Origin of the sequence: Bifidobacterium aesculapii, from assembly GCF_001417815.1 — a bacterium.
In the GTDB taxonomy this organism is placed as follows: domain Bacteria; phylum Actinomycetota; class Actinomycetes; order Actinomycetales; family Bifidobacteriaceae; genus Bifidobacterium; species Bifidobacterium aesculapii.
The window spans coordinates 40,880-60,806 of sequence record NZ_BCFK01000037.1; the positions used below are offsets into that span (position 1 = coordinate 40,880).

The 19,927-nt window shown below is 64.1% G+C and carries 7 protein-coding genes; 1 reads left to right on the top strand and 6 read right to left on the bottom strand.

Annotation, left to right across the window (positions count from 1 at the left end; translation table 11 throughout):
- Nucleotides 1-192 precede the first annotated feature (192 nt).
- The 4 genes from BFAL_RS05915 to BFAL_RS05930 all read right to left on the bottom strand — a co-directional run bounded on the left by BFAL_RS05915 (nucleotide 193) and on the right by BFAL_RS05930 (nucleotide 7,869).
- On the bottom strand, nucleotides 193-2,028 hold the full coding sequence (locus tag BFAL_RS05915; RefSeq protein ID WP_055427499.1) for an ABC transporter ATP-binding protein: 1,836 nt from the start codon (nucleotides 2,026-2,028) through the stop codon (nucleotides 193-195).
- A gap of 68 nt (nucleotides 2,029-2,096) precedes the next feature.
- On the bottom strand, nucleotides 2,097-3,920 hold the full coding sequence (locus BFAL_RS05920; RefSeq protein WP_055427500.1) for an ABC transporter ATP-binding protein: 1,824 nt from the start codon (nucleotides 3,918-3,920) through the stop codon (nucleotides 2,097-2,099).
- Between the two features lie 426 nt (nucleotides 3,921-4,346).
- Complete coding sequence (locus BFAL_RS05925; protein WP_055427501.1) at nucleotides 4,347-4,853, bottom strand: MarR family winged helix-turn-helix transcriptional regulator; 507 nt, start codon at nucleotides 4,851-4,853, stop codon at nucleotides 4,347-4,349.
- Nucleotides 4,854-6,807: 1,954 nt separating this feature from the next.
- Nucleotides 6,808-7,869 carry an aldo/keto reductase gene (locus BFAL_RS05930; RefSeq protein WP_082440412.1) on the bottom strand — a complete coding sequence of 354 codons (1,062 nt, stop codon included), beginning with the start codon at nucleotides 7,867-7,869 and terminating at the stop codon, nucleotides 6,808-6,810.
- 1,183 nt (nucleotides 7,870-9,052) lie between these two features.
- Between BFAL_RS05930 and BFAL_RS11580 the strand changes: the two genes are divergently transcribed.
- Nucleotides 9,053-10,147 carry an ASCH domain-containing protein gene (locus BFAL_RS11580; RefSeq protein WP_152973558.1) on the top strand — a complete coding sequence of 365 codons (1,095 nt, stop codon included), beginning with the start codon at nucleotides 9,053-9,055 and terminating at the stop codon, nucleotides 10,145-10,147.
- Between the two features lie 439 nt (nucleotides 10,148-10,586).
- Here BFAL_RS11580 and BFAL_RS05945 read toward each other — a convergent pair whose 3' ends face one another.
- Together BFAL_RS05945 and BFAL_RS05950 are read right to left on the bottom strand one after the other, a co-directional pair.
- Nucleotides 10,587-15,425 carry an immunoglobulin-like domain-containing protein gene (locus BFAL_RS05945; protein ID WP_152973559.1) on the bottom strand — a complete coding sequence of 1,613 codons (4,839 nt, stop codon included), beginning with the start codon at nucleotides 15,423-15,425 and terminating at the stop codon, nucleotides 10,587-10,589.
- A gap of 424 nt (nucleotides 15,426-15,849) precedes the next feature.
- Complete coding sequence (locus BFAL_RS05950; RefSeq protein ID WP_055427504.1) at nucleotides 15,850-19,896, bottom strand: galactan 1,3-beta-galactosidase; 4,047 nt, start codon at nucleotides 19,894-19,896, stop codon at nucleotides 15,850-15,852.
- Nucleotides 19,897-19,927 lie beyond the last annotated feature (31 nt).

Sequence of the window (19,927 nt, forward strand, 5' to 3'; positions counted from 1 at the left end):
GATTGCATAATGTGTGCGACCGCAAGGCGCACGAGGCGAAGACGTACGAAGGTACTTCGAGCCTCGCGCAACGCGGCGGACGCAAGATGAACGATTCGCGTAGAAAATCAACTGACGCGTGTGGCTTCAAGGCGTGGAACACGAAGGCGTACAAAGGTACGTCGAGCCTCGAGCAACGCGGAAGACGCTCCATTATGCAATTTGCGCGAATTGGCTGTTGTAGAGGTCGGCGTAGAACCCGCCGGCCTCCAGCAGCTCTTCGTGGGTGCCGCGTTCGATTACGTCGCCGTGGTTCATGACGAGGATCATGTCGGCGTCGCGGATCGTGGAGAGCCGGTGCGCGATGACGAACGAGGTGCGGCCCACGGTGAGCGAGTCCATGGCTTTCTGGATGAGCTCTTCGGTGCGCGTATCCACCGAGGAGGTGGCTTCGTCGAGGATCAGGATCGGCGCGTCCTGCACCATGGCGCGGGCGATGGTGAGCAGCTGCTTCTGCCCGGCGGAGAGTGACGTGTTCTCGTCGAGCACGGTGTCGTACCCGTCCGGCAGAGACATTATGTAGTGGTGCAGCCCGACGGCCTTGCACGCCGCCTCGATCTGCGCGTCCGTCACGCCTTCCTTCGCGTAGGCGATGTTCTCGCGCACGGTGCCGTGGAACACCCAGGTGTCCTGCAGCACCATCGAGAATTGCTCGTGCACGTTCCAGCGCGGCACGCTGGCCGTGTCGACGCCGTCAATGGCGATGCGCCCGCCGGCGATGTCGTAGAAGCGCATGAGCAGGTTGACCATGGTGGTTTTGCCCGCGCCGGTCGGTCCGACGATCGCGACCTTCTGGCCGGCCTTGACGGAAGCCGAGAAGTCGTTGATGATCGGCTTGCCCGGCTCGTATTCGAAGCGCACGTGCTCGAATTCCACGTCGCCGCGCACCGCATGCCCGCCGTCGTACTTCGCGCCGAGCAGCGCGCGCTTGGCCGATTCGTCCTCCATCTCCGGCTCCTCGAGGAATCCGAACACGCGCTCGGATGCGGCGGCGCAGCGCTGCAGGTTCTGGAACGCCTGCGCGAACTGGCTGAGCGGCTGCGTGAACAGGCGGATGTACATCATGAACGCGACGATGACGCCGAATTCGATTGATCCGTTCATGGCGAGCGCGGCGCCCACCACGCATACGACCAAATACCCGAGGTTGCCGATGAACATCATGAGCGGCATCATGAGTCCGGAGAGGAACTGTGACTTCCAGCCGGATTCGTACAGGTCGGCGTTGTAGCGTTCGAAACGTTCGATCGAATCGGCTTCGCCGTTGTATGCCTTGACGATGATGTGGCCGGAGTACATCTCCTCGACGTGTCCGTTGACTTGGCCGAGCGCGACCTGCTGGCGTGTGAAGTAGCGCTGCGACGTCTTCATGATGACGGTCATGAGCACGAGTCCGAGCAGGCTCGCGCCGATCGCGCACAGCGTCATGATCACGTTGTTCCAGAACATCATGACGAGCGCGCCGACGAACAGCGTGAAGGACGTGATGAGCGCGCCGAGCGACTGCCCGAGCGTCTGTCCGATGGCGTCGACGTCGTTGGTGATGCGGCTGAGCACGTCGCCGTAGCTGACTTTGTCGAAGTAGCTGAGCGGCAGTTTGTTGATTTTCTTCGAGATGGATTCGCGCAGGCGTTGCGCGGTGCGCTGCGTGACGGTCGCCATGAGCCAGCTCTGCACGTAGCCGAGCACCGCGTATCCGATGTACAGCGCGAGGAGCGTGAATCCGATGCGCGAGACCGCGTCGAAGTCGACGGCTCCCATGACGGGCCGTCCGTGGACCATCGCGGGCAGGCCCTTGACGATCTCGTTGGTCATGTCCTTGAGTTTGTCCGGCCCGACGATCTGGCAGATGGTGCCGATCGCGCCGAGCACGAGCGCGATGACGATGACGGGCAGGTAGCCTCGGCAGTAGCGTACGAGCTTGCCCATGACCTCCCCGAAGTTCTGTGGTTTTTCGACTGCTGCGCCGCCGCGCGGCCCGTGTCCCATTGGTCCTGGCATGTTGAGTTTCCTTCGCGTCTTAAGTCTTGCGTCTTACGACTTGCGTCTTGCCGGCGTCACGCCGTGAGTTCGGTCTGGCTGAGCTGCGATTCGGCGATCTGCCGGTAGATGTCGCAGGTCTTGAGCAGTTCCTGGTGCGTGCCTTGCCCGACGACTTTGCCGTCGTCGAGCACGACGATGAGGTCGGCGTTCATGATGGTGCCGATGCGCTGCGCGACGATGAGTTTCGTGGCTCCCGCGGCGTGGGCGGCGAGCGCGTCGCGTACGGCGCGGTCGGTGCGGAAGTCGAGCGCGCTAAACGAGTCGTCGAAGATGAGGATTTCGGGGTCGCGGTAGACGGCGCGCGCGATGGAGAGGCGCTGCTTCTGCCCGCCGGACACGTTCGACCCGCCTTGCGCGATGGGCGCGTCGTAGCCGCCGTCCATGCGCTCGACGAATTCGCTCGCCTGCGCGACGTCGGCGGCGGCGCGCACGCGCGTCATGTCCGCCGCGGAGGGGGCGTGCGTCGCGGCGGAGGCCGCAGCGCTTGCCGCGCCCGCCGCGCGCACGTCGTCGCCGTAGCCGATGTTGCCGGCGACGGTGCCTTTGAACAGGACGGATCGTTGCGGCACGTAGCCGATGCGGTCGCGCAGGTCGGTCAGGTTCCAGTCGCGCACGTCGACGCCGTCGACGAGCACGCTGCCTTCGGTCGCGTCGTAGAATCGCGGCACGAGGTTGATGAGTGACGATTTGCCGGAGCCGGTGGCGCCGATGAAGGCGACGGTCTGGCCTTGCGTGGCGGTGAAGGTGACGTGTTCGAGGATGGGTTCGCGCGAGTCGGGGTAGGTGAAGCTGACGTCGCGGAATTCGACGGTGCCGTGCGCGCCGTGGCCGATGCGGGCCACGTCGGCGGCGGTGTCGTCGCCGTTGGTGATGAGTGGTACGGTGTTGATGACTTCCATGACGCGCTGCGCGGAGACGTCGGCGCGCGGCCAGAGCACGAACACCATGCTCATGAGCAGGAAGCTCATGATGACCTGCACGGAGTAGCTGGAGAAGACAACCATGTTGGAGAACACGGTGAGTTTGTCGGTGAGGGAGGCGGCGTCGATGAGGTAGGCGCCGATCCAGTAGACGGCGAGCATGAGGCCGTTCATCACGGTGTTCATCAGCGGCATCATGATGGCCATGGTGCGGTTGGTGAACAGCTGCGTGTCGGTGAGGTTCTTGTTTGCCTGGGTGAATTTGGCTTCCTGGTAGTCTTCGGCGTTGTAGGCGCGCACGACCCGCAGGCCGGTGAGGTTCTCGCGCGCGACGAGGTTGATGTCGTCGGTGAGGCGCTGCATGGCTTTGAATTTCGGCATGACGAGGGCCATGAGGATGACGACGGCTCCGAGCAGTATGACGACGGCGATGCCGGTGGCGAAGGTCCATTCGAAGCCGTCGGAGGCGATTTTCGCGACGGCCCATATGGCCATGATCGGCGATCTGACGATGAGCTGGAGGCCCATGGTGATGAACATCTGGATCTGCGTGATGTCGTTGGTGGAGCGGGTGATGAGGCTTGCGGTGGAGAAGCGGCTCATTTCCGCGGGTCCGAATGATTCGACCCGGGCGAATTCGAGGGAGCGCAGGCGTTGGCCGAAGCTGGCGGCGACGCGTGCGGCGATGAAGCCGGTGACGACGGCGCAGGCGACGGAGCCGAGCGAGACGAGCAGCATCTTGCCGCCGGCGATCCAGATGTCGCTCATGGCGCTGCCGGGGGTTTCGACGAGGGTGGTGATGTCGGACATGTAGTCGGGCAGCTTCAGGTCGAACCAGACCTGCCCGACGATGGTCGCCAAAGCGACGAGCATCTGCCCGATCTCCGCTTTGGAAAGGTATTTCATGATGCGGAACAATGGATTCCCCTTGGTGTTGGTTGCGGCGGCGTAGCGGTGATGGCCTGCGGTTTTCACCGGCACGCAATTTATCTTTCAGCGTTCAATTACTTACAGTGTAAGATAATATGCCCGGCTCTGTACATCCGCTGCAGGCAACGGCTATTACGCTGACCGCGCAACCCCCGTTGAACACCGCGATCACGCCCTTCCCTTTGGCACCCGCCAGAGGAGCCGGCGCCGGCAAGACGAGATGCACCCGCCTCGGCTCACCACCCGGGAGCCGGCCACGCGAATGTACGCCCGACGATGGCGGGGACACTGAGCTCCCCTCGCCTTTGCCCGAGGAGCCACCTCGGGCGGGTTCCAGTAATCGTCGCAACGTCTGGCCGACTGACGGGAGGAACAGGCGGCGTCGAGAGCGCTGCAAACGCGGCGCTCTCGGCGCTAATTCCCACGCCCGGACTCTGAGCGGCGCTCCCGCTCGGCGAACGCGGCCTGCACCTCCTGCGGCGTGGGGCGAGGCTTGCCGGGCCGGCAGATCGACATGTAGGTCATGAATTCGCCGGTGAGGTCAAGGAATTCGCGGGTCCGACGCTCCCCCATCTGCGCGAAGATCCAGCAGACCGCATCGCGCATCTCCTTCATGTCGGAGCGACCGCGCTCGCGCCCGGCATCAGTGAGGCTCACGCGGACCACGCGGCGGTCGTCAGGATCGGCTTCGCGCGTCACCAGCCCCTTCTTCTCCATGGAAGACAGCAATGTGGAGACGCGGCCGGAAGTGGCGTGCATGGCGTCGGCCAGCTGCGAGGGCGTCATCGTGCCGACGTGCGCCAACTGGCGGATGGCGAACGCCTCGCCGTGCGCGCCGCGCATCATCTCACGCTGCATCGCCGACTTGTGCCCCCACATCGTGGACCACAACTCGTGCACCGCCTCATCCTCGAACCCCATGCCATCACCATCCGTTCCCTTATGGCGCGCCCTTGCCGCACGCCACGAAATAGCTCAAGATTACCTCACACCGTAAACAATATGACTTGGCTTTTGCTGTTTTGAATTGTCCCGCCCAACCATCAGACCGGAGGCACACTCAACACATCGACCACCTCAACGTTTGACCGACCGGGCAATCTGCGTTTGATGGGCGAGTATCCCCTATGTTTGGCCGGCCGAGCGCCCTTGCTGTCGCGAACCTGCGCGATTCGGGGCACAACCTGCGCAGTTGGGCGGCCAACCTGCGCAATCCTGGCCCCAACCTGCGCAATCCAAGCCCGAACCTGCGCACAGGGGTGCTGAAAGAAGTCCTCCACAAGGCTCAGGAACGCATGCACCGCATCGCCAAAAGCCCGGAATTCCGGGGAAACACCCGGTGTCGCCCCGCCCGGCACGAGCCGGTCTTCACGACCCCTATGCGCAGGTTCGCCCTCCGACTGTGCAGGTTCGGGGGCAAATCGCGCAGGTTCGCCACCGGACTGCGCAGGTTCGAAGCCCGATTGCGCAAGTTCGCCATCGGACCACCCCGGTTCGAAGCCCGATCGCGCAGGCCCATCGATTCTGCCCAAGCCCCGTCAAAATCCCATCCCGTTAATCACGCCAAACCCAGTCTGCGCTTATTCATGTGCCTATTCCATAGAAAGCAGGCCGCGACCTACATCAACTCGACAAACACCCTCGTCAATCCCTCAGCCAACCCCACTCCCACTGATTCTTCCCTCAACGCATTCCACCCAACCACGCTCCCACCATCATCAACCTCGTCCGGCTGCATAGACCGGCCATCCCTCCCACCCCACTGCATAAGTCGACTCGCCCGACCGCCATCGCAGACACCGACCGGGCCGCCGCCGACAGCCCCACCGCCCGCCGCACGGCCTATACACGCCGAAGAGCAAATCACCACCAACCGACACGCCGATACACTGGCGCTCTAATGTGACTTGTGTTACACATTCAACCGTTTTCTTTGGTTCCGTCAGTCATTGCGCGTACACTGGGAAGTGCTCGAAAGCGGAGAAGCTTTCGGACCTACGAGAAGGCGAAGTAGATAAAGGCCCAAAGAAGGGGAAGAACCCATGTCACAGCATATTTGCAGCATCGCGGGATGCACTCACGAAGCGGAGGAAGCCGGCTTGTGCGGCGCCCACTTCACGGCGGCTCTGGTCCATGGGGCCTTCCAATACAGCACCACCAGCCGGGCCCACAACTGATTCGCAGCCGACGGCCGCACCTGCTGGCGACAAACGTCAACAACGTCAACACGCCAAAATGGCGATGACCAGTGATCAACACCTCAAGTCCGGGCCAGCAACATCAGCGGATACACACGCAATGCCAGCCAGCCGCACGGAACGGAATCGTTCCCGGCACCCCGGTGATTGTCGCAGCACCATATAACAGAACATAGAACATCACCTATCGAGACCACCGCCGGAGCATGACCGGCTGCACAGCGAACATTCGTCAGGACGTACACACGACATGCGATGCCTACACCGCCCAAGCACATTGGGGGATGCGCATTGGTTGTTTGTAGGCTCGTAACCACCGTTCGCCACACCGCAGCAGTCATATCAGGCGGTTTTTCTATGCCTCGAGTCACCGAGCCCAAGGCACCCAAGCTTCTAGGCCCACGCCCATACGCCGTCTCAGCCGCACCTCAGCCGCACCTTACGCGCGATTCTCATGCGCTACAAGGCCGTTTTGCGCACGAAAATCGCGCATAGGAATAGGAGCGGGGCGCCTCGATCGGCCCCGGCGCCCAACGCTCAAATACCCAAGTATCCGACGCCCAACGCCTCAATGTCTCAACACTTCAGCGCCCCGATACCTCAACGTTTCAGCGCCTCAACACTGCTCACCGCTCAACATCTCAACACCCTCAACGCGCCCTCAACACCTCAACACCTCAGCGCCCCGCCACCCCGGCGTCCAGCAATGCCAGTTCGTCATCTTCCAACCGCATGCCGGTTGCGGAGAACGAATCGCGGATCTCATGCGGATTGCGCGCGCTGGGAATCGTGAACAGACGATCGTACCGTGTCATCTCCCATGCGAGCACGACCCGCTGGTAGGAGCATCCGCGCGCGGCCGCCACACGCTTGAACGGCTCGTAGGCGCGCGCGTCGACCGGATCCAGGAACCCGCCGAGCGGCGACCAGCACACGAAGTCGAGTCCGAGCGCCGCGCAATGCGCCATCGTCCCCTCCGGATCGGGGTGCGACGGCGAGAACTGGTTCTGTACGGCGATCAGACCGTCGCCGAGCATCGCGTGCGCCACGTCGATCTGCTCGTTGTTCACGCGAGACACGCCCGCGTACCGAATCACGCCTTCGTCGAGCAGCGTCTTCAACGCACCGACCGTCTCCTCGTAAGGCACGGACGGGTCCGGCCCGTGCGAGTACAGCAGGTCGAGCGCGTCGACGCCGAGGTGCCGCGCGGATTCCTTCGCGTCGCGGATCATCGTCTCCGGGCGCGAGTCCGCCATCCACCCGTACCGGCTGCCCGCGGCCTGCAGCCGCTGGCGGGACTGCGCGGGCGGCTCGCCCGAAGCGTTCGGCACGGGCGCGGAGGTTCCGGCAGGCGCGGGGAATTCGGGATGCTCGGCGGACTCACCGATGTGGGTGATGTGGGCACCAGGCACATCCGGCGAGCTTGTCTCTTCCTCGGGCTCGTTCGGCGTACGCGGACCGTCCGGCGTCACGTCGATCGTCCGACGATACCCGGTTTTCGTGGCGACGAGCACCTCGTCGCGCGGGCCGTCCCAACTGGCGAGCGCGTCACGCACGAGCAGTTCGCCATAGCCGAAGTCGGCCGCGACGCCGGTGCCGTCCGCGCCGGGCACGCTCGGCAGGTAGTACGACCATGCGGTATCGAGGTAGCGTACGCCGGCGTCAAGCGCCGCATGGATGGTGCCGATGGCGGTATTCCGGTCGGGCCGCCCCTCGATGGCGAGCGCCATCGTGCCCATGCCGAGACGTGGCACCCGTTTGCCCGCGAACGGCACGGCGACAGCCGGTGCGGCATTGGCATCAGTCACGGCGTTGCCCGGCCCGGCGCCGGCCTGTCCCACACGGGCCGATTCATCGTTGACCGGTCGCGCGTTGACAATGCTTGCGTTCACCGGGCTTGCGTTGACGTCCTTCATGCTTCCGATGCTCCCTTCGTCACGGATGGTTCCATCATGGCACGCCCGATGCCGCAATGCGCGCGATTGTGGGCCACAACACCCCGAACAAACCAAAAACAACACTGAAACCCAAACCCCTTGGGCCACAGGCGCAACATCCAGCCAAATCCGCACTGTGACCCACAGCCCCGTGGGCCATAACACCATATCCAGCCAATCCCGCCACTGGAACCCAAACCAGACAACCCGACCAGACAACACCGCAGCCATGCGACACCGTAACCGAACAACACCGGCTCCGCCCGGCCCACACCCCGCAACAACAGATGGTCCGGGCCTATTTTGCAGTTGTGTGTAGCTTGCCGTGGCACACGGCGGGAACGCTGGTATCAGCATGGTGCGGAATGGCCATTTTCAGCGGTTCTGAACCCCAGGATGTCCGTGGCGCGCCCGTGCCGCTACACACAACTGCGAGATAGGCTGTGAGAAGATGAAAAAACTCGCGGCCGAAACGCTTACCCCATGCTCACGCCCGCGTTCGGCATCCCCATGCACCACGGCACCGGCATCGACTGGAACGAGTTCCACACCCGGACCGAATAGCCATCCCACGACCAGACCACCAGACACACAATTTGGCCTATAACCCAACAGATGGCCCGGGCCACGGACCTCCCCGAAAGAAAATCCACGACCCGGGCCATCACCCGGCGCACACCCCGCGCCACGCAAAACAACACGAATGGCCCGGACAGCCCGGACCGCGAACCCCCTCCCAAACCAAAGAGAGGAACCGCAATCCGGACCATCCATCATCAAAGCATCGAAGGCCTACGCGTCTTCAACGAGCCGGAAGAAACGGAAGAGCCGAAAGAGCCGACCGGGCGGCAGTCCGGCCTACGTCAAATCACAGCGACATGGAACAGCCGCAAGCCGCCATGACTGGTATACGTTGACCCCGGAGTTTCATGATGTTTCGCATGAGTGACTTTCACGGGGCCTTGCATTCGTTAGTATAGGCTCCATGGCCGATAACATGCAAGCCACCGTCGCCGATCTGCGCAACTGGTTCTCCGCGGAGCGCATGCACCGATACGAAGAATCAGCGTTGGACCCGGTCGCGCTGTACGTGTGGAACACACGTATGTCCAAAGCGTATCTTGAGGACATCGCGCATGCCGAAGTCATGTTGCGCAACTTCATCGCCGAACGTCTCGCGTCCGACTGCGATCGGGAGGATTGGTTCGACCAAGCCGATTATTTCGGTTTCGACTACGAGTTCCGCAAGGCCGTCGAACGTGTCAAACGGCGCGTCCGTCATGCCGGCCACAGCATCACCCCGGACCGCGTGGTTGCGGGACTGTCTCTGGATTCATGGCGGTTCCTTCTGGTGCGCAAACTGGAGCCGACCGTATGGAAGGCATTGCGCGACCGCGCCAACGGTGGCATGCCATACTACAAATCGCGTCGACGCAGGGAGTTCGAGGCACACGTCGTTCAGCTGTTGGATATGCGTAATCGTTGCAGTCATCAGGAACCGCTTATCCAATCGGATGCGGACGCCGAACGGCAATATCTTGATGCCCAGTGGCAGAACCTGCTGTGGGTCGTTCGCGCCATCGACCCACAGGCCGCCGATTGGATTCATAGCCGGTCCCGCGTACCTGCGTTACGTGGACTACGTCCGATACGCTCGACATCGGACCTCGCGAACCTGCCGAAATCCGAGTTCATGATGCCCGAACCAGAACGCGACCGACTGGTCAGACTCATCCTCGACGGTACGAAAACCGCCACCGCAGCGTTGCTCATCGATTACACCGAGTCCGCCGACCCATTGCCGCGGATCGGCGACCGGTCCGTACTGATGGATTCCGACGGACGCGGGGTGGCCGTGCTGACCACCACCGATGCGGCTGTAGTACGACTGGCCGATGTCTCCGACCAGCATGCAATCGACGAAGGCGAGGGCGATACGACCGCGGCACAATGGCGATCCAAGCACGAAACCTTCTGGAATTCCAGCGACTACCGAAACGAGTTTTCAGATTCGACGTTCCCCTTGAATGATGACACACTCGTGGTCTTGGAACGATTCATGGTGACGGAACGATGGTGACAGAACGATTGCGCACCTGGCGCACATCTAGAAAACACACCACCCGCAACATGAGGCCAGCTTTCAGGCACCGGCCTCGTCCGCTTCCACTGTGCCCTCAACCTTAATGGCCTTGGGGCAGGCCAAGGCTCCCCCCCAAGATCGCCCCGCGCCGCAGAACAACACGAATGGCCCGGACCGCGAACCCCTCCCAAACCAAAGGAAGGAACCGCAATCCGGGCCATCCATCATCGAATCATCGAAGGCCCGTACCCTCAACGGGCCGGGAATCCAGAAGAATCGGGGGATCCGGGAAATCCAGAGAAACCCAGAGAAGCCGGGGAAACCGGGGAAGCCGGCAGGCCCGGCCGGGCCGAAGCCCGTCCGAACCATGCCGGCAAACCACAGAGGCACGGGACAGCCGCCGACACACCCGCCGACGGCCAATCCCAAAGCCTCATCAGCCACGACGCCTGCGGGTGATGAACACCACGCCCGCCGCGGCCACCAGCAGCGCGATCACACCGACCACGCCGGCGACCGACGCGCCGGTCTTGGACAGCCCGGCAGACGGCTTGGGCTCAGGCTTGGGCTCAGCGGCCTTCTCCTTCACCGTCACCGTGCGCACCACCGTGCACTTCGCACCCTGCTTGTCGGCCACGGAATACGTCAGCTTGTACACGCCGGCCTTCGCGGCATCCACCGAACCAGACACCTTGATCGACTTGGTCAGGTCACCATCCTCCTTATCGGAAGCGGTCACACCAGCCAGCGCATCGAACTTCGCACCAACCGTCAGTGTCACATCCTCCGCACCGGAGATCGTCGGCGCGGCGTTCAGCGGGGTCGGAGGAACCGTCGTGCCGGGATCGGTGAGGGTGACCACGGCCTTCGCGCGCAGCACGGACTTGTCGATGCCCTCAAGGTCACCGCGAAGCTCGACCGTACCGGCCTTCTTCTCAGCGGCCCAGTCGTGCTCGTTCCACGTCACCTTGACGTCCTTGTCGGAATTGTCGGAGTACGTCACCTTCACCGTCTCCGGCAGCTTCGGCGTCTCGCCGGCCTTCACCGTAAGCTTCACGGTTTCGGCCGACACCGGCTTTGCCGGCTCCGGCTCAGGCTCGGGCTCGCCGCCCTGCTTCGTGGAGGCCACCCAGTTGAGCACCGGGCCAGTGCCTTCGGAGGACGTGAGCGTGACGGTGACGACCTTCGCCTCGCCCGCCGGAATCTCGATGGTTCCGGAGACGACGCTGTTGCCGCCGTTGGCGTTGCCGGTGCCCAGCGTGGCGGCCTTGTCGAGGCCGTCGTACTGGTAGGTGACGGTGGTGGGACGGGTCACGTTCCACCAGTCGTGCAGGCCCACGGAGACGGTGTGCTTGCCGGGGGCGAGCGTGAGCTTGTAGCTCAGCGCGCCCTCGTCGCCGTCCGCTCCGGCGTAGATACCGGAGGCGTACGGGTCGGCGTTGCCGTCGTTCTGCTTGCCGTAGTTGGTGGACGCGTTGCCCCAGCCGTCGGCTTCGGCGAAGGTCTGATCGGCCTTCGCGTTCTTGAGCCCATCCTTGGTGAGCGACTTGGCCGTCTCGTACGTGGCGGAGGAGTCGCCGCCGTTCACGTCGATGAAGTACTCGAGGTTCGCGGGGATGCGCTGCACGGTGGCGGTGGCGGGCAGGGTGGTGCCTTCCACCACGCCGCGCACGGCGGTGGGGGCGAAGTCGGCGAGCGACTTGGCGTCATACTGCCACGTCACCTTGCGCTCCTCGGTCTTGCCGTCGGCGCGGGTCACGGTCACCTTCGCGGGCAGGTCGGGGCCGTTCTCGGCGCCCTCGAGGAACGCCTTGACGCCGTCCACGGGCGCGACGGACACCGCCTGGTCGGCGGTGACCTTGGCCACGCCGATCCAGCTGAGCAGCGGGTCGCCGCCGGAGGTGGACTTGGTCAGGAACGTCACGGTGGCGTCCTTGTCGAGCGTGAACTTCACCTGGTCGGTGGCGTTGCCGGAACCGGACGGCACGATCTTGGTCTCGCCCAGGGTCTTGCCGTCGGCGGACACGCTGAATACGGTCTGGCGCTTGTTGCTCCACCATTCCTTGTATCCGGCCTGCACCGTGTAGGTGCCGGCCTTGAGGTCGGCCTTGTACTCGATGCTCTTGCCGCCCTTGGCCCAGTATCCGGTCTGGTAGATGTCGCTGTCGCCGGTGTCGTAGGCTTCCACGTCGGTGCCCTTCACGCTGGACAGACCCCACGCGTTCTCGGCGCCGGACTTGTACTGCTGGTCGCTGACCTTGGTGTTGATGAGGTCGTCGGCGTGCTTGACGAGCGTCTTGTAGTAGGCGGACTCGTTGTCCGGATCGCTGCCGGCATCCATGAAGAGCACGGCGCTCTTCGGGTAGATGGTGGCGGTGGCGTTCACGGTGATGCCGTCCAGCTCGGGGAGCGTGCCTTTGATGGTCACCTGGCCGAAGCTCTGGTCCGTGCCGAAGTACGGGGTCCAGGAGACAGGCGTCTTGACAGTCTTGTCGCCCACGCGCACTTCGAGCGTCTTGGGCAGGGAGGCGACGAGTTCGGAGGCTGATCCGGCTTCGGTGGGCAGCTTGGTGACCACTTCCACGGACTGATACTTGTCGAGCAGGTCGGTGGTCCAGTCGGCGGCGGGCAGCACGCGCAGGCTGCCTCCCACGAACTGGATGGGCGTCATCACGTAGCGCGACTGGCTGATGTCACGGTTGTCATCCGGGTTGAACCAGCGGTCCGCGAAGTAGATGTACTGTCCCTTGGCGGTGTCGTACGGGATGACGTAGCTGCTCTGCGTGGTGAACGCGTTGCCGCGGCTCTGGTTGGTGCCGTCGCCGGAGACGAACGGGTTGCCGACCTCCTTGTAGGGTCCGAGGATGCTGTCGTTCTCACTGACGGCCACCTTGTTCTCGTTCGGGGACCAGCCGGTGGTTCCCGAGTAGATGATGTAGTAGTGGCCTTGGTACTTCACGGGGGCCGGAGCCTCCTTGGAGTTGGTGGCGGCGATCGCGTAGGTGGCGCCGTCCTTGACGGACGTGCCCTGCTTCTGCTCGGCCTGCGGCACGACCAGCTTGGTGTACGTCTTGTCAAGCAGGGAGATGGTCAGGTCCCTGTTGTCGTTGCTGGCGTAGATGAGGTACGCGTCGTCCACGCCGTCGCCGTTGTCGTCCTTGCCTTCGTCCACGTACAGGTTCATGTCTCGGGCCATGCCTGGGTTGCCGGAGTTGCGGCCCGGGCTCATGCGGAACGAGCCGAGGTACTTGTACGGGCCCGCCGGGTCGGAGCCTTCGGAGATGGCGACGCCCGCCTTGGCCTTCGAGTAGCTGCCGGAGGTGGGGTTGCCGCGGATCGGGCCGTCGGCGTGGTACCAGATGACCCAACGCTTGGTGGCCTTGTTGTAGACCATCTTCGGGCGTTCGTACACGGCGCTGTCCGCCACGGACAGGTCGTACTTCACGTTGGCGAGCGCATCTTCCGGCGAGCTCATGTTGTAGTTGGACTTGTCGTCGGCGAAGGCCTTGAAGTCCTTGCCGTACACGTTCTGGAAGTCGGGGTCGTTCTTGATCTTCTCGACCGTGTAGTACTTGCTGTACGGGTCGTTCGGGTCCTTGACCTTCTTCTCGAAGTCGGCCTCATCCTGATAGGTGGCGAAGCCGAGGCCCTTGTCCACCCAGTTGTAGAGGTCGTCCGAGTAGTAGATGTGCACGCCGCTGGGCAGCAGGCCGTTGGTCTTGTCCTCGCCGTCCCACACCCAGATCTTGCCGTCCTTGTTGGCGTCGAGCTTCTTGTCCGCATCGGCGAGCAGGTCGACGGAGACCGGCTGGATCTGCGGGCCGTGGGCCTGGATGAGCGTGCCGTTGTCGTCGAAGATCTTGGCGCCGTTGGTGCCGGTGATGCCGGTGTAGTGGTAGATGAAGCGCACGTTGTCGAACGCCTTCTTCAGGCCGTCGTAGGCGTCGAAGATCTCGTCGGAGGTGGCGTTCGCGTCGGCGTTGACCTTCTCGGCGGTGGCGCGCGCGGCGGCGAGCTTCTTGAGGTTGCTCGCGTTGGGGGTCACCTTGTCGTAGGGCGCGGTGTAGTTCTTGGTGCCCTGGCCGTCGGCCTGGTACCCGGACTTGAGCGGCGTGAGCTTGGCGTCCTGCGTGTCCTCGATGAGCTTGGGCAGGTTGTCCTTGGTGTAGACCGGTTCGGCGGAGACCTCGATGTACTTGACCTGCACGTCGTTGTTGGCGTCGATCCAGTCCTCGAGCGGGGTATCGGCTTGGACGCGCACGTCGATGACCTGCTTGCCGGTGGCGGGGTCGGTCTTGGCTTCGGTCTGGAAGCCTTCCACGTACTTGACGTTGGCCACGAGTAGGAGGCTGTCGATCTTCTTCACGTCGTTGGCGTACACGTTGAGGAAGCGGTTGCGGCCGCCGGTGTGGAAGCCGAGGCGCACGTTGTACTTGTTGACTGCGTTGGCGTCCTCGCGCTGCGGGATCTCGAAGCGGTAGGTCACGCCGCCCTTGGTGTCGTAGTCGGGGTTGGCCTTGAGCAGGTTGTTGGCGCCGTCCTTGTTGCCGACGTTGGTCTGCCAGTAGGTGTTGTACGGCCAGCTATTGCCGCTGCCGCCGCGCTTGACGGGGTTGGTGGTGCTGTCCGGGTCGACGATGCCCCACGAGTAGGGGCTGTTCGCGTCGGAATCCGCGGCGGCGTCCGCGTTGTAGGTCTGGTCCGGGATGGTGTTGGCCACGCGGTCCGGGAACTTGGGCTCGGCGACGCCCTGGTACTGTTCGGCGCGGTCGATGGAGTTCGACGGGAACGAGCTTTCGTTGGCGCCGGCGTTGACGGCGTAGAGGATGTAGTTCTTGTCCTTGAGCTGGTCCTCGCTGATGGCGGGGGCGGATGCCTTGGCGTTCGCGTCAGCGTCAGCGTCAGCGTTCGCGTCAGCGTCAGCGTCAGCGTCAGCGTCAGCGTCAGCGTCAGCGTTCGCGTCCGCGTCAGCGTTCGCGGCGTCGGCGTTCGCGTCGGCGTCCGCGTCGGCGTTCGCGGCGGAATCGGAGGCACTTTGCTGTGCGGTGAGCTGGTCAAGCGTGGCCTGCTCCTGCTCGGTGACTTTCGGCGTGGTGTCTGCTGTGCCGTCGGTGCCGCCGGTGCTTGAATCGCCGGATGCGGCGGCCGCTGCCACGGCCTGCTGGGCGGTCGGCGCAGCGTCTTGCGCGAGCGCCGCCGGTGCCGCAAGCATGCCGCCTCCAGCCATGATGGCGGCTGCTGCGAACGCGGCCACCCATCGGGTTGTTGCTGTCATACTTATTTTCCTTCCTATGGTGTGCCGGAGTCGCGCATCCTTGACGCGTGCCGCATCACTGCGGCGGCTCGTTTGCCGATGGTCCCCCGGTGGGCCGTCCTTCATCGGCCCACGTCATGTTCGATGTTTGCGCAAACATAACGACGGTCTCCATTGTACCAGCCGCCTACGTTTGCACGCACCTTTCGGATTCAATTTGCAAGTGCAACATCCGGCCACATCCACGCCGAAACCCACAGACCCGTGGGCCGCAACACCGCATCCCGTAACGACGAATGGCCCGGACCGCGAATCCCTTCCAAAGGAAGGAAACGCGATCCGGGCCATCCACCATCGAAGGCCTACGCCATCAACGAGCCGGAAACCGGCAGGCCCGACCGGACAGCAGTCCGGCCGAACCATGCCAGCCCAACACGGGCCGCCATCAGGCGCGGCGCTTGCGCAGCACGAGAGCCGCGCCACCGGCGAGCGCGGCCATCACGGCCACACCGGCCAGAGCGGCCACAGCCGAACCGGTCTCCGACAGACCAGGCTGCTTGCTGGACGGCTTGGCGCCCGGCTTCGCCTTCACGGTCACCGTGCGCTGCTTCGTCGCGGATGCGCCCTGCTTGTCGGTCACGGAATACGTGAGCCTGTACACGCCGGCCTTCGAGGTATCCACCGAACCGGACACCTCAATCGACCCGGTCAGGTCGCCATCCTCCTTATCGGAGGCCGTCACACCGGCCAGCGCATCGAACTTCGCACCAACCTCGACCGTCACATCCTCCGCACCGGAAATCGTCGGCGCAGCATTGACGACGGCGGGCTTCGGAGTCACCGTCACCGCAAACTCGGCGCTCAGGCCACGGTAGGAAACCGTGACGGTCTTCGTGCCGTCGCTGGAGGAATCGAAGCCGGTGAACGTGAGATCAGCGTCGCCGGAGTCGATCAAATCGCTCGCGGTCTCCTTGTCACCGATCTTGTACACGGCATACACCTTCACACCGGAGGCGGTGCGGTCGAACTCCTCACCCACCTGGTAGGTGCTCTTGACGACCTCCACCCGAAGTTCGGCGAGCTTCGGCAGCGCGCCGAACGCCACGGTGTAGGTCTTCGTCGTACCGTCCTCGGCGGTCACGGTCACGGTGGCGGTGCCGCCGTTGTCCGCGGTCGCCTGTTCGATGGCGACCTTCGCCTTGTCGGCGTCGGCGGCCGTCGCGCCCACCTGCGGGTAGGCGGAGGCGTCGCCGGCGAGCAGGGACGCGGCGTCATACTTGGTCTCGGAGGCGGTGAAGCCTTCCAGATCCTTGCCGTCCACGGTCAGCGAGGCGAGATCGGCGTTGCTGGAGGGCGTGGGCTCGGGCTCGCTGCCGCCCTGCTGTTCGCTGATCTTCACTTCGGCGACCTTCGCGTAGTCGTTGCCGTCCGCGTAGGTGAGGTTGAGACGCAGACCCTTGGTGGCGGGCAACTTGCTCAGGTCGGCTTCGGTGGAGGCGCCGGCGGCGGTGTTGACGGTCACGGCCGGAACCTGCGCGTCGGTGGCGTCCGTCCACGTGGCGCCGTCCTCACCGAGGTAGGAGACGGTGAGGCTCTTCGGCGCGGCTTCGCCCTTGGCCTTGTCCACGGTGAACGTGAGCTTGTCGAGCTTGCGCTCGGCGTTGCCGAACGTGTAGCTCAGCCACGGGGTCTTGTCGCCGGTGCCCCAGTTCGACCAGTTGGTGGCCGGATCGTTGTCGCACGTGAGCGACGGCAGCGAGGCGGAGGCCCAGTTGCTGGCCGGTTCGTACTTCGACGCGGCTGCGGTGGCGCAGTAGAGGCGCGCGAGGTTGCTTTCCACGGTCACGGTGGTCTTGGCGGTCACGGTCTTGTCGGCCACGAGCGTGACGGTGACGTCCTGCTTGCCGAGTTTGGAGGTGTCCGCTGCGATCGTGTATTCGGCCGGTTCGAGCACGCGAGTCTTGCCGTTGGTCAGCGTGGCGGTGACGGTCACATCCTTCGGTTCCAGCGTCTGGCCCTGCGGGATGGTGGATTGCGGGCCGGCTGCGGTGATGGACTTCACCGCGGCGGTCTGCGAGCCGAACGCGGTGCCGTTGAACAGCACGGTGAACGCGCCCTTGTTGTTGTTGGACGTGGCGAACACGCCGGCATCAAGGCCGGCGGCGTCCGCGCCGCTCAGGGTCACGGTGGCGACGTCCTGCCACTCAGCATCGGCGGCCGCATCGCCGGCACGCCAGTAGCCCTTGAGCTGGTCCTCGGAGATGCGTTCCAGCTTGAGCTGGACGCCGGTGCCGGTGCTGGTGCCGAAGCCGGAGCCCACGTGGCCGCTTTCCTTGTCGATGTAGCCGTTGCCGTCGGAATCGTACTGCATGTAGATGCCGCTCGGGCTGGCGAGGAGCGTGGCGTACCCCTTGCCGCCGTTCGCGTAGTCAAGGCTGTTGCGCACGACGAGGCCGGCGCGCGGATCGTTGTTGCCGCCCAAATCGGCCGGCTTGACGGTGGTCACGAGCGTCTCACCGGCTTCCAGCACATCCCACTGGTAGACGGAGCTGCCTTCGTTGCGGTCGGTCCACACGCCGTTGTTGGCGTTGTCGGTGATGGAGAAATCGTAGGAACCGTTGGCCGCGGCCACCTTGCAGGCGCTGCCGCCCTTCCAGTGGATTTCCTTCCACGGGCTGGCGACCGGGTCGGAGCAGGTCACGGAAACCTGGCGGCGGAACGTGCGTCCGGGGTTGAAGTTCGTGTCTTCGGCGAGCGTGCCGGTGACGGTGTACGTGCCGGGCGCGTTGAACACGTAGGTGCCGGTCTTGCCGGCGACGGGCGTGCCGCCGTCAACGGTCCACGTGGTCTTGACCTTCACGGTCTTGGCCGCGTCGCCCTTGCCTTCGGTGACGTCGACCTCGCCGGGCAGACTCACCGTGCCGCCGGTGCTGACGGATTCGGGCACGTCATCGTTCACGGTCCAATCCACCACGGAGCCCTTGGCGCCGCCGTGGTTGTCCCAGTAGTCCAGACCCCAGCCGTCCGGCTCGCCTTCCTGCGCGGGGTTGTGCATTTCGATGGAGCCGTTCTCGCCGATGGTCAACGGCAGCCACACGTAGGTGGAATCGGCCTTGCCGTCGTCCCAACGATCGCCGAGGTAGATGAAGTGGCCCTTGGCCTGGTCCACGGCGAGCACGCTGGCGGATTGCGAGCCGAACGTGGTGCCGCGGCTGTCGCCTACGGACAGGAGGCCATCGGCGCCTTCGGGCATGCTGTTGTACCAGGTGTTCTCGTGTGCGTCGTTCTTCTCCACGCCACGGGTCCAGCTGCCGAGCATGGAGTCGGCGGTGTAGTAGGTCTGCTTGTTCGGAGCCCAGCCGGTGGCGCCGGAGGCGATGATGTTGTATCGGCCGTTGTATTGGAAGACGGCCGGGGCTTCGAGCGAGCCGTTCTGCTTGACGATCTGGAAGTCCTCGCCACGCACGGGCGCGCCATCCTTGCCGTCGGCGAGGATGTACGGGTACTTGCCGTCCGCCGAGTACTGCTTCTCGCCTTCGGACTGGTCCACGGTGGTGGTCTTGACCACGTTCGTGTAGTCGTCGTTGAGCTTGGCGATGTACAAGGTGGCGTTCGCTTCGGAGGAGTACAGCACGTAGGCGCTCTTATCCTTCGGGTCGACGAACACGGTCATGTCGCGGCTGTCGCCGTTCTCGCCCCAGCTGGGGTTGCCGGCCGCTTCCTTCCAGTTGTTCTGGTTGGGCAGACGGTAGGCGCCGATCATGGTGAACGGGCCGGCCGGGTTGTCGGAGACGGCCACGCCGGCGAGCGCACGCGCGTAGTTGGATCCGCCGGGCGTGGTGCTGCCGTCGGAGTGCCACCAGAGCACGTACTGCTTGTTCTTCTCGTTGTAGATGATCTTCGGGCGTTCGAAGATGCCTTGTACGGAGTCCTTCTTGCCGTCGCCGTCCTGATCGGGGTTGGTGTTGAGGTATGGGAAGATGGCGTCCGCCTTGGCGGTGTCCACGGTGCCGTCGTCCTTGGTCAGGTTGTAGGCCTTGTCGAAGTAGACGTAGTCGGCGTTGGTCTTGTCGGTGAGCTGGGCCTTGCTGGTCACGGCTCGCAGGGCGACGCCGAGGTCGGTCCAGTTGTAGAGGTCCTTGGACATGTACGCGTGGACGCCGGGGCTGTTGTCGTAGCCGTTGGAGCGGTCTTCGCCGTACCAGTAGTAGGCGTCGCCGACCTTGACGACCTGGCCGCCGTGCGCTTGGATGTGGGTGCCGCCGTTGCCGTCGGCGTTCTTGGCGTACCAGTACGGCTTGAAGTAGTCGTTGGAGCCGCTGCCGGGGTCGGTGGTGGGTTGGAAGTTGGTGTAGGTGGGTACTTGGTCGATGGTCGGCAGATAGTCGACGCCGGCCGCGCTGGCGCTGGATGCGGCGAGTCCGCATGACAGCAGCGTCGCCGCCGCGGCGATCGCCGCGATCAACGTCCTTTTGCCGTTGTTGCTCTTCATTGAGATGATTCTTCCCCTGAGAAAATCTGTG

Bases quoted from the DNA above. Each gene is read 5' to 3' on its own strand.
- BFAL_RS05915 (WP_055427499.1), bottom strand. From the start codon at position 2,028: ATGGGACACGGGCCGCGCGGCGGCGCAGCAGTCGAAAAACCACAGAAC.
- BFAL_RS05925 (WP_055427501.1), bottom strand. From the start codon at position 4,853: ATGGGGTTCGAGGATGAGGCGGTGCACGAGTTGTGGTCCACGATGTGG.
- BFAL_RS05930 (WP_082440412.1), bottom strand. From the start codon at position 7,869: ATGGGCACGATGGCGCTCGCCATCGAGGGGCGGCCCGACCGGAATACC.
- BFAL_RS11580 (WP_152973558.1), top strand. From the start codon at position 9,053: ATGGCCGATAACATGCAAGCCACCGTCGCCGATCTGCGCAACTGGTTC.
- BFAL_RS05945 (WP_152973559.1), bottom strand. From the start codon at position 15,425: ATGACAGCAACAACCCGATGGGTGGCCGCGTTCGCAGCAGCCGCCATC.
- BFAL_RS05950 (WP_055427504.1), bottom strand. From the start codon at position 19,896: ATGAAGAGCAACAACGGCAAAAGGACGTTGATCGCGGCGATCGCCGCG.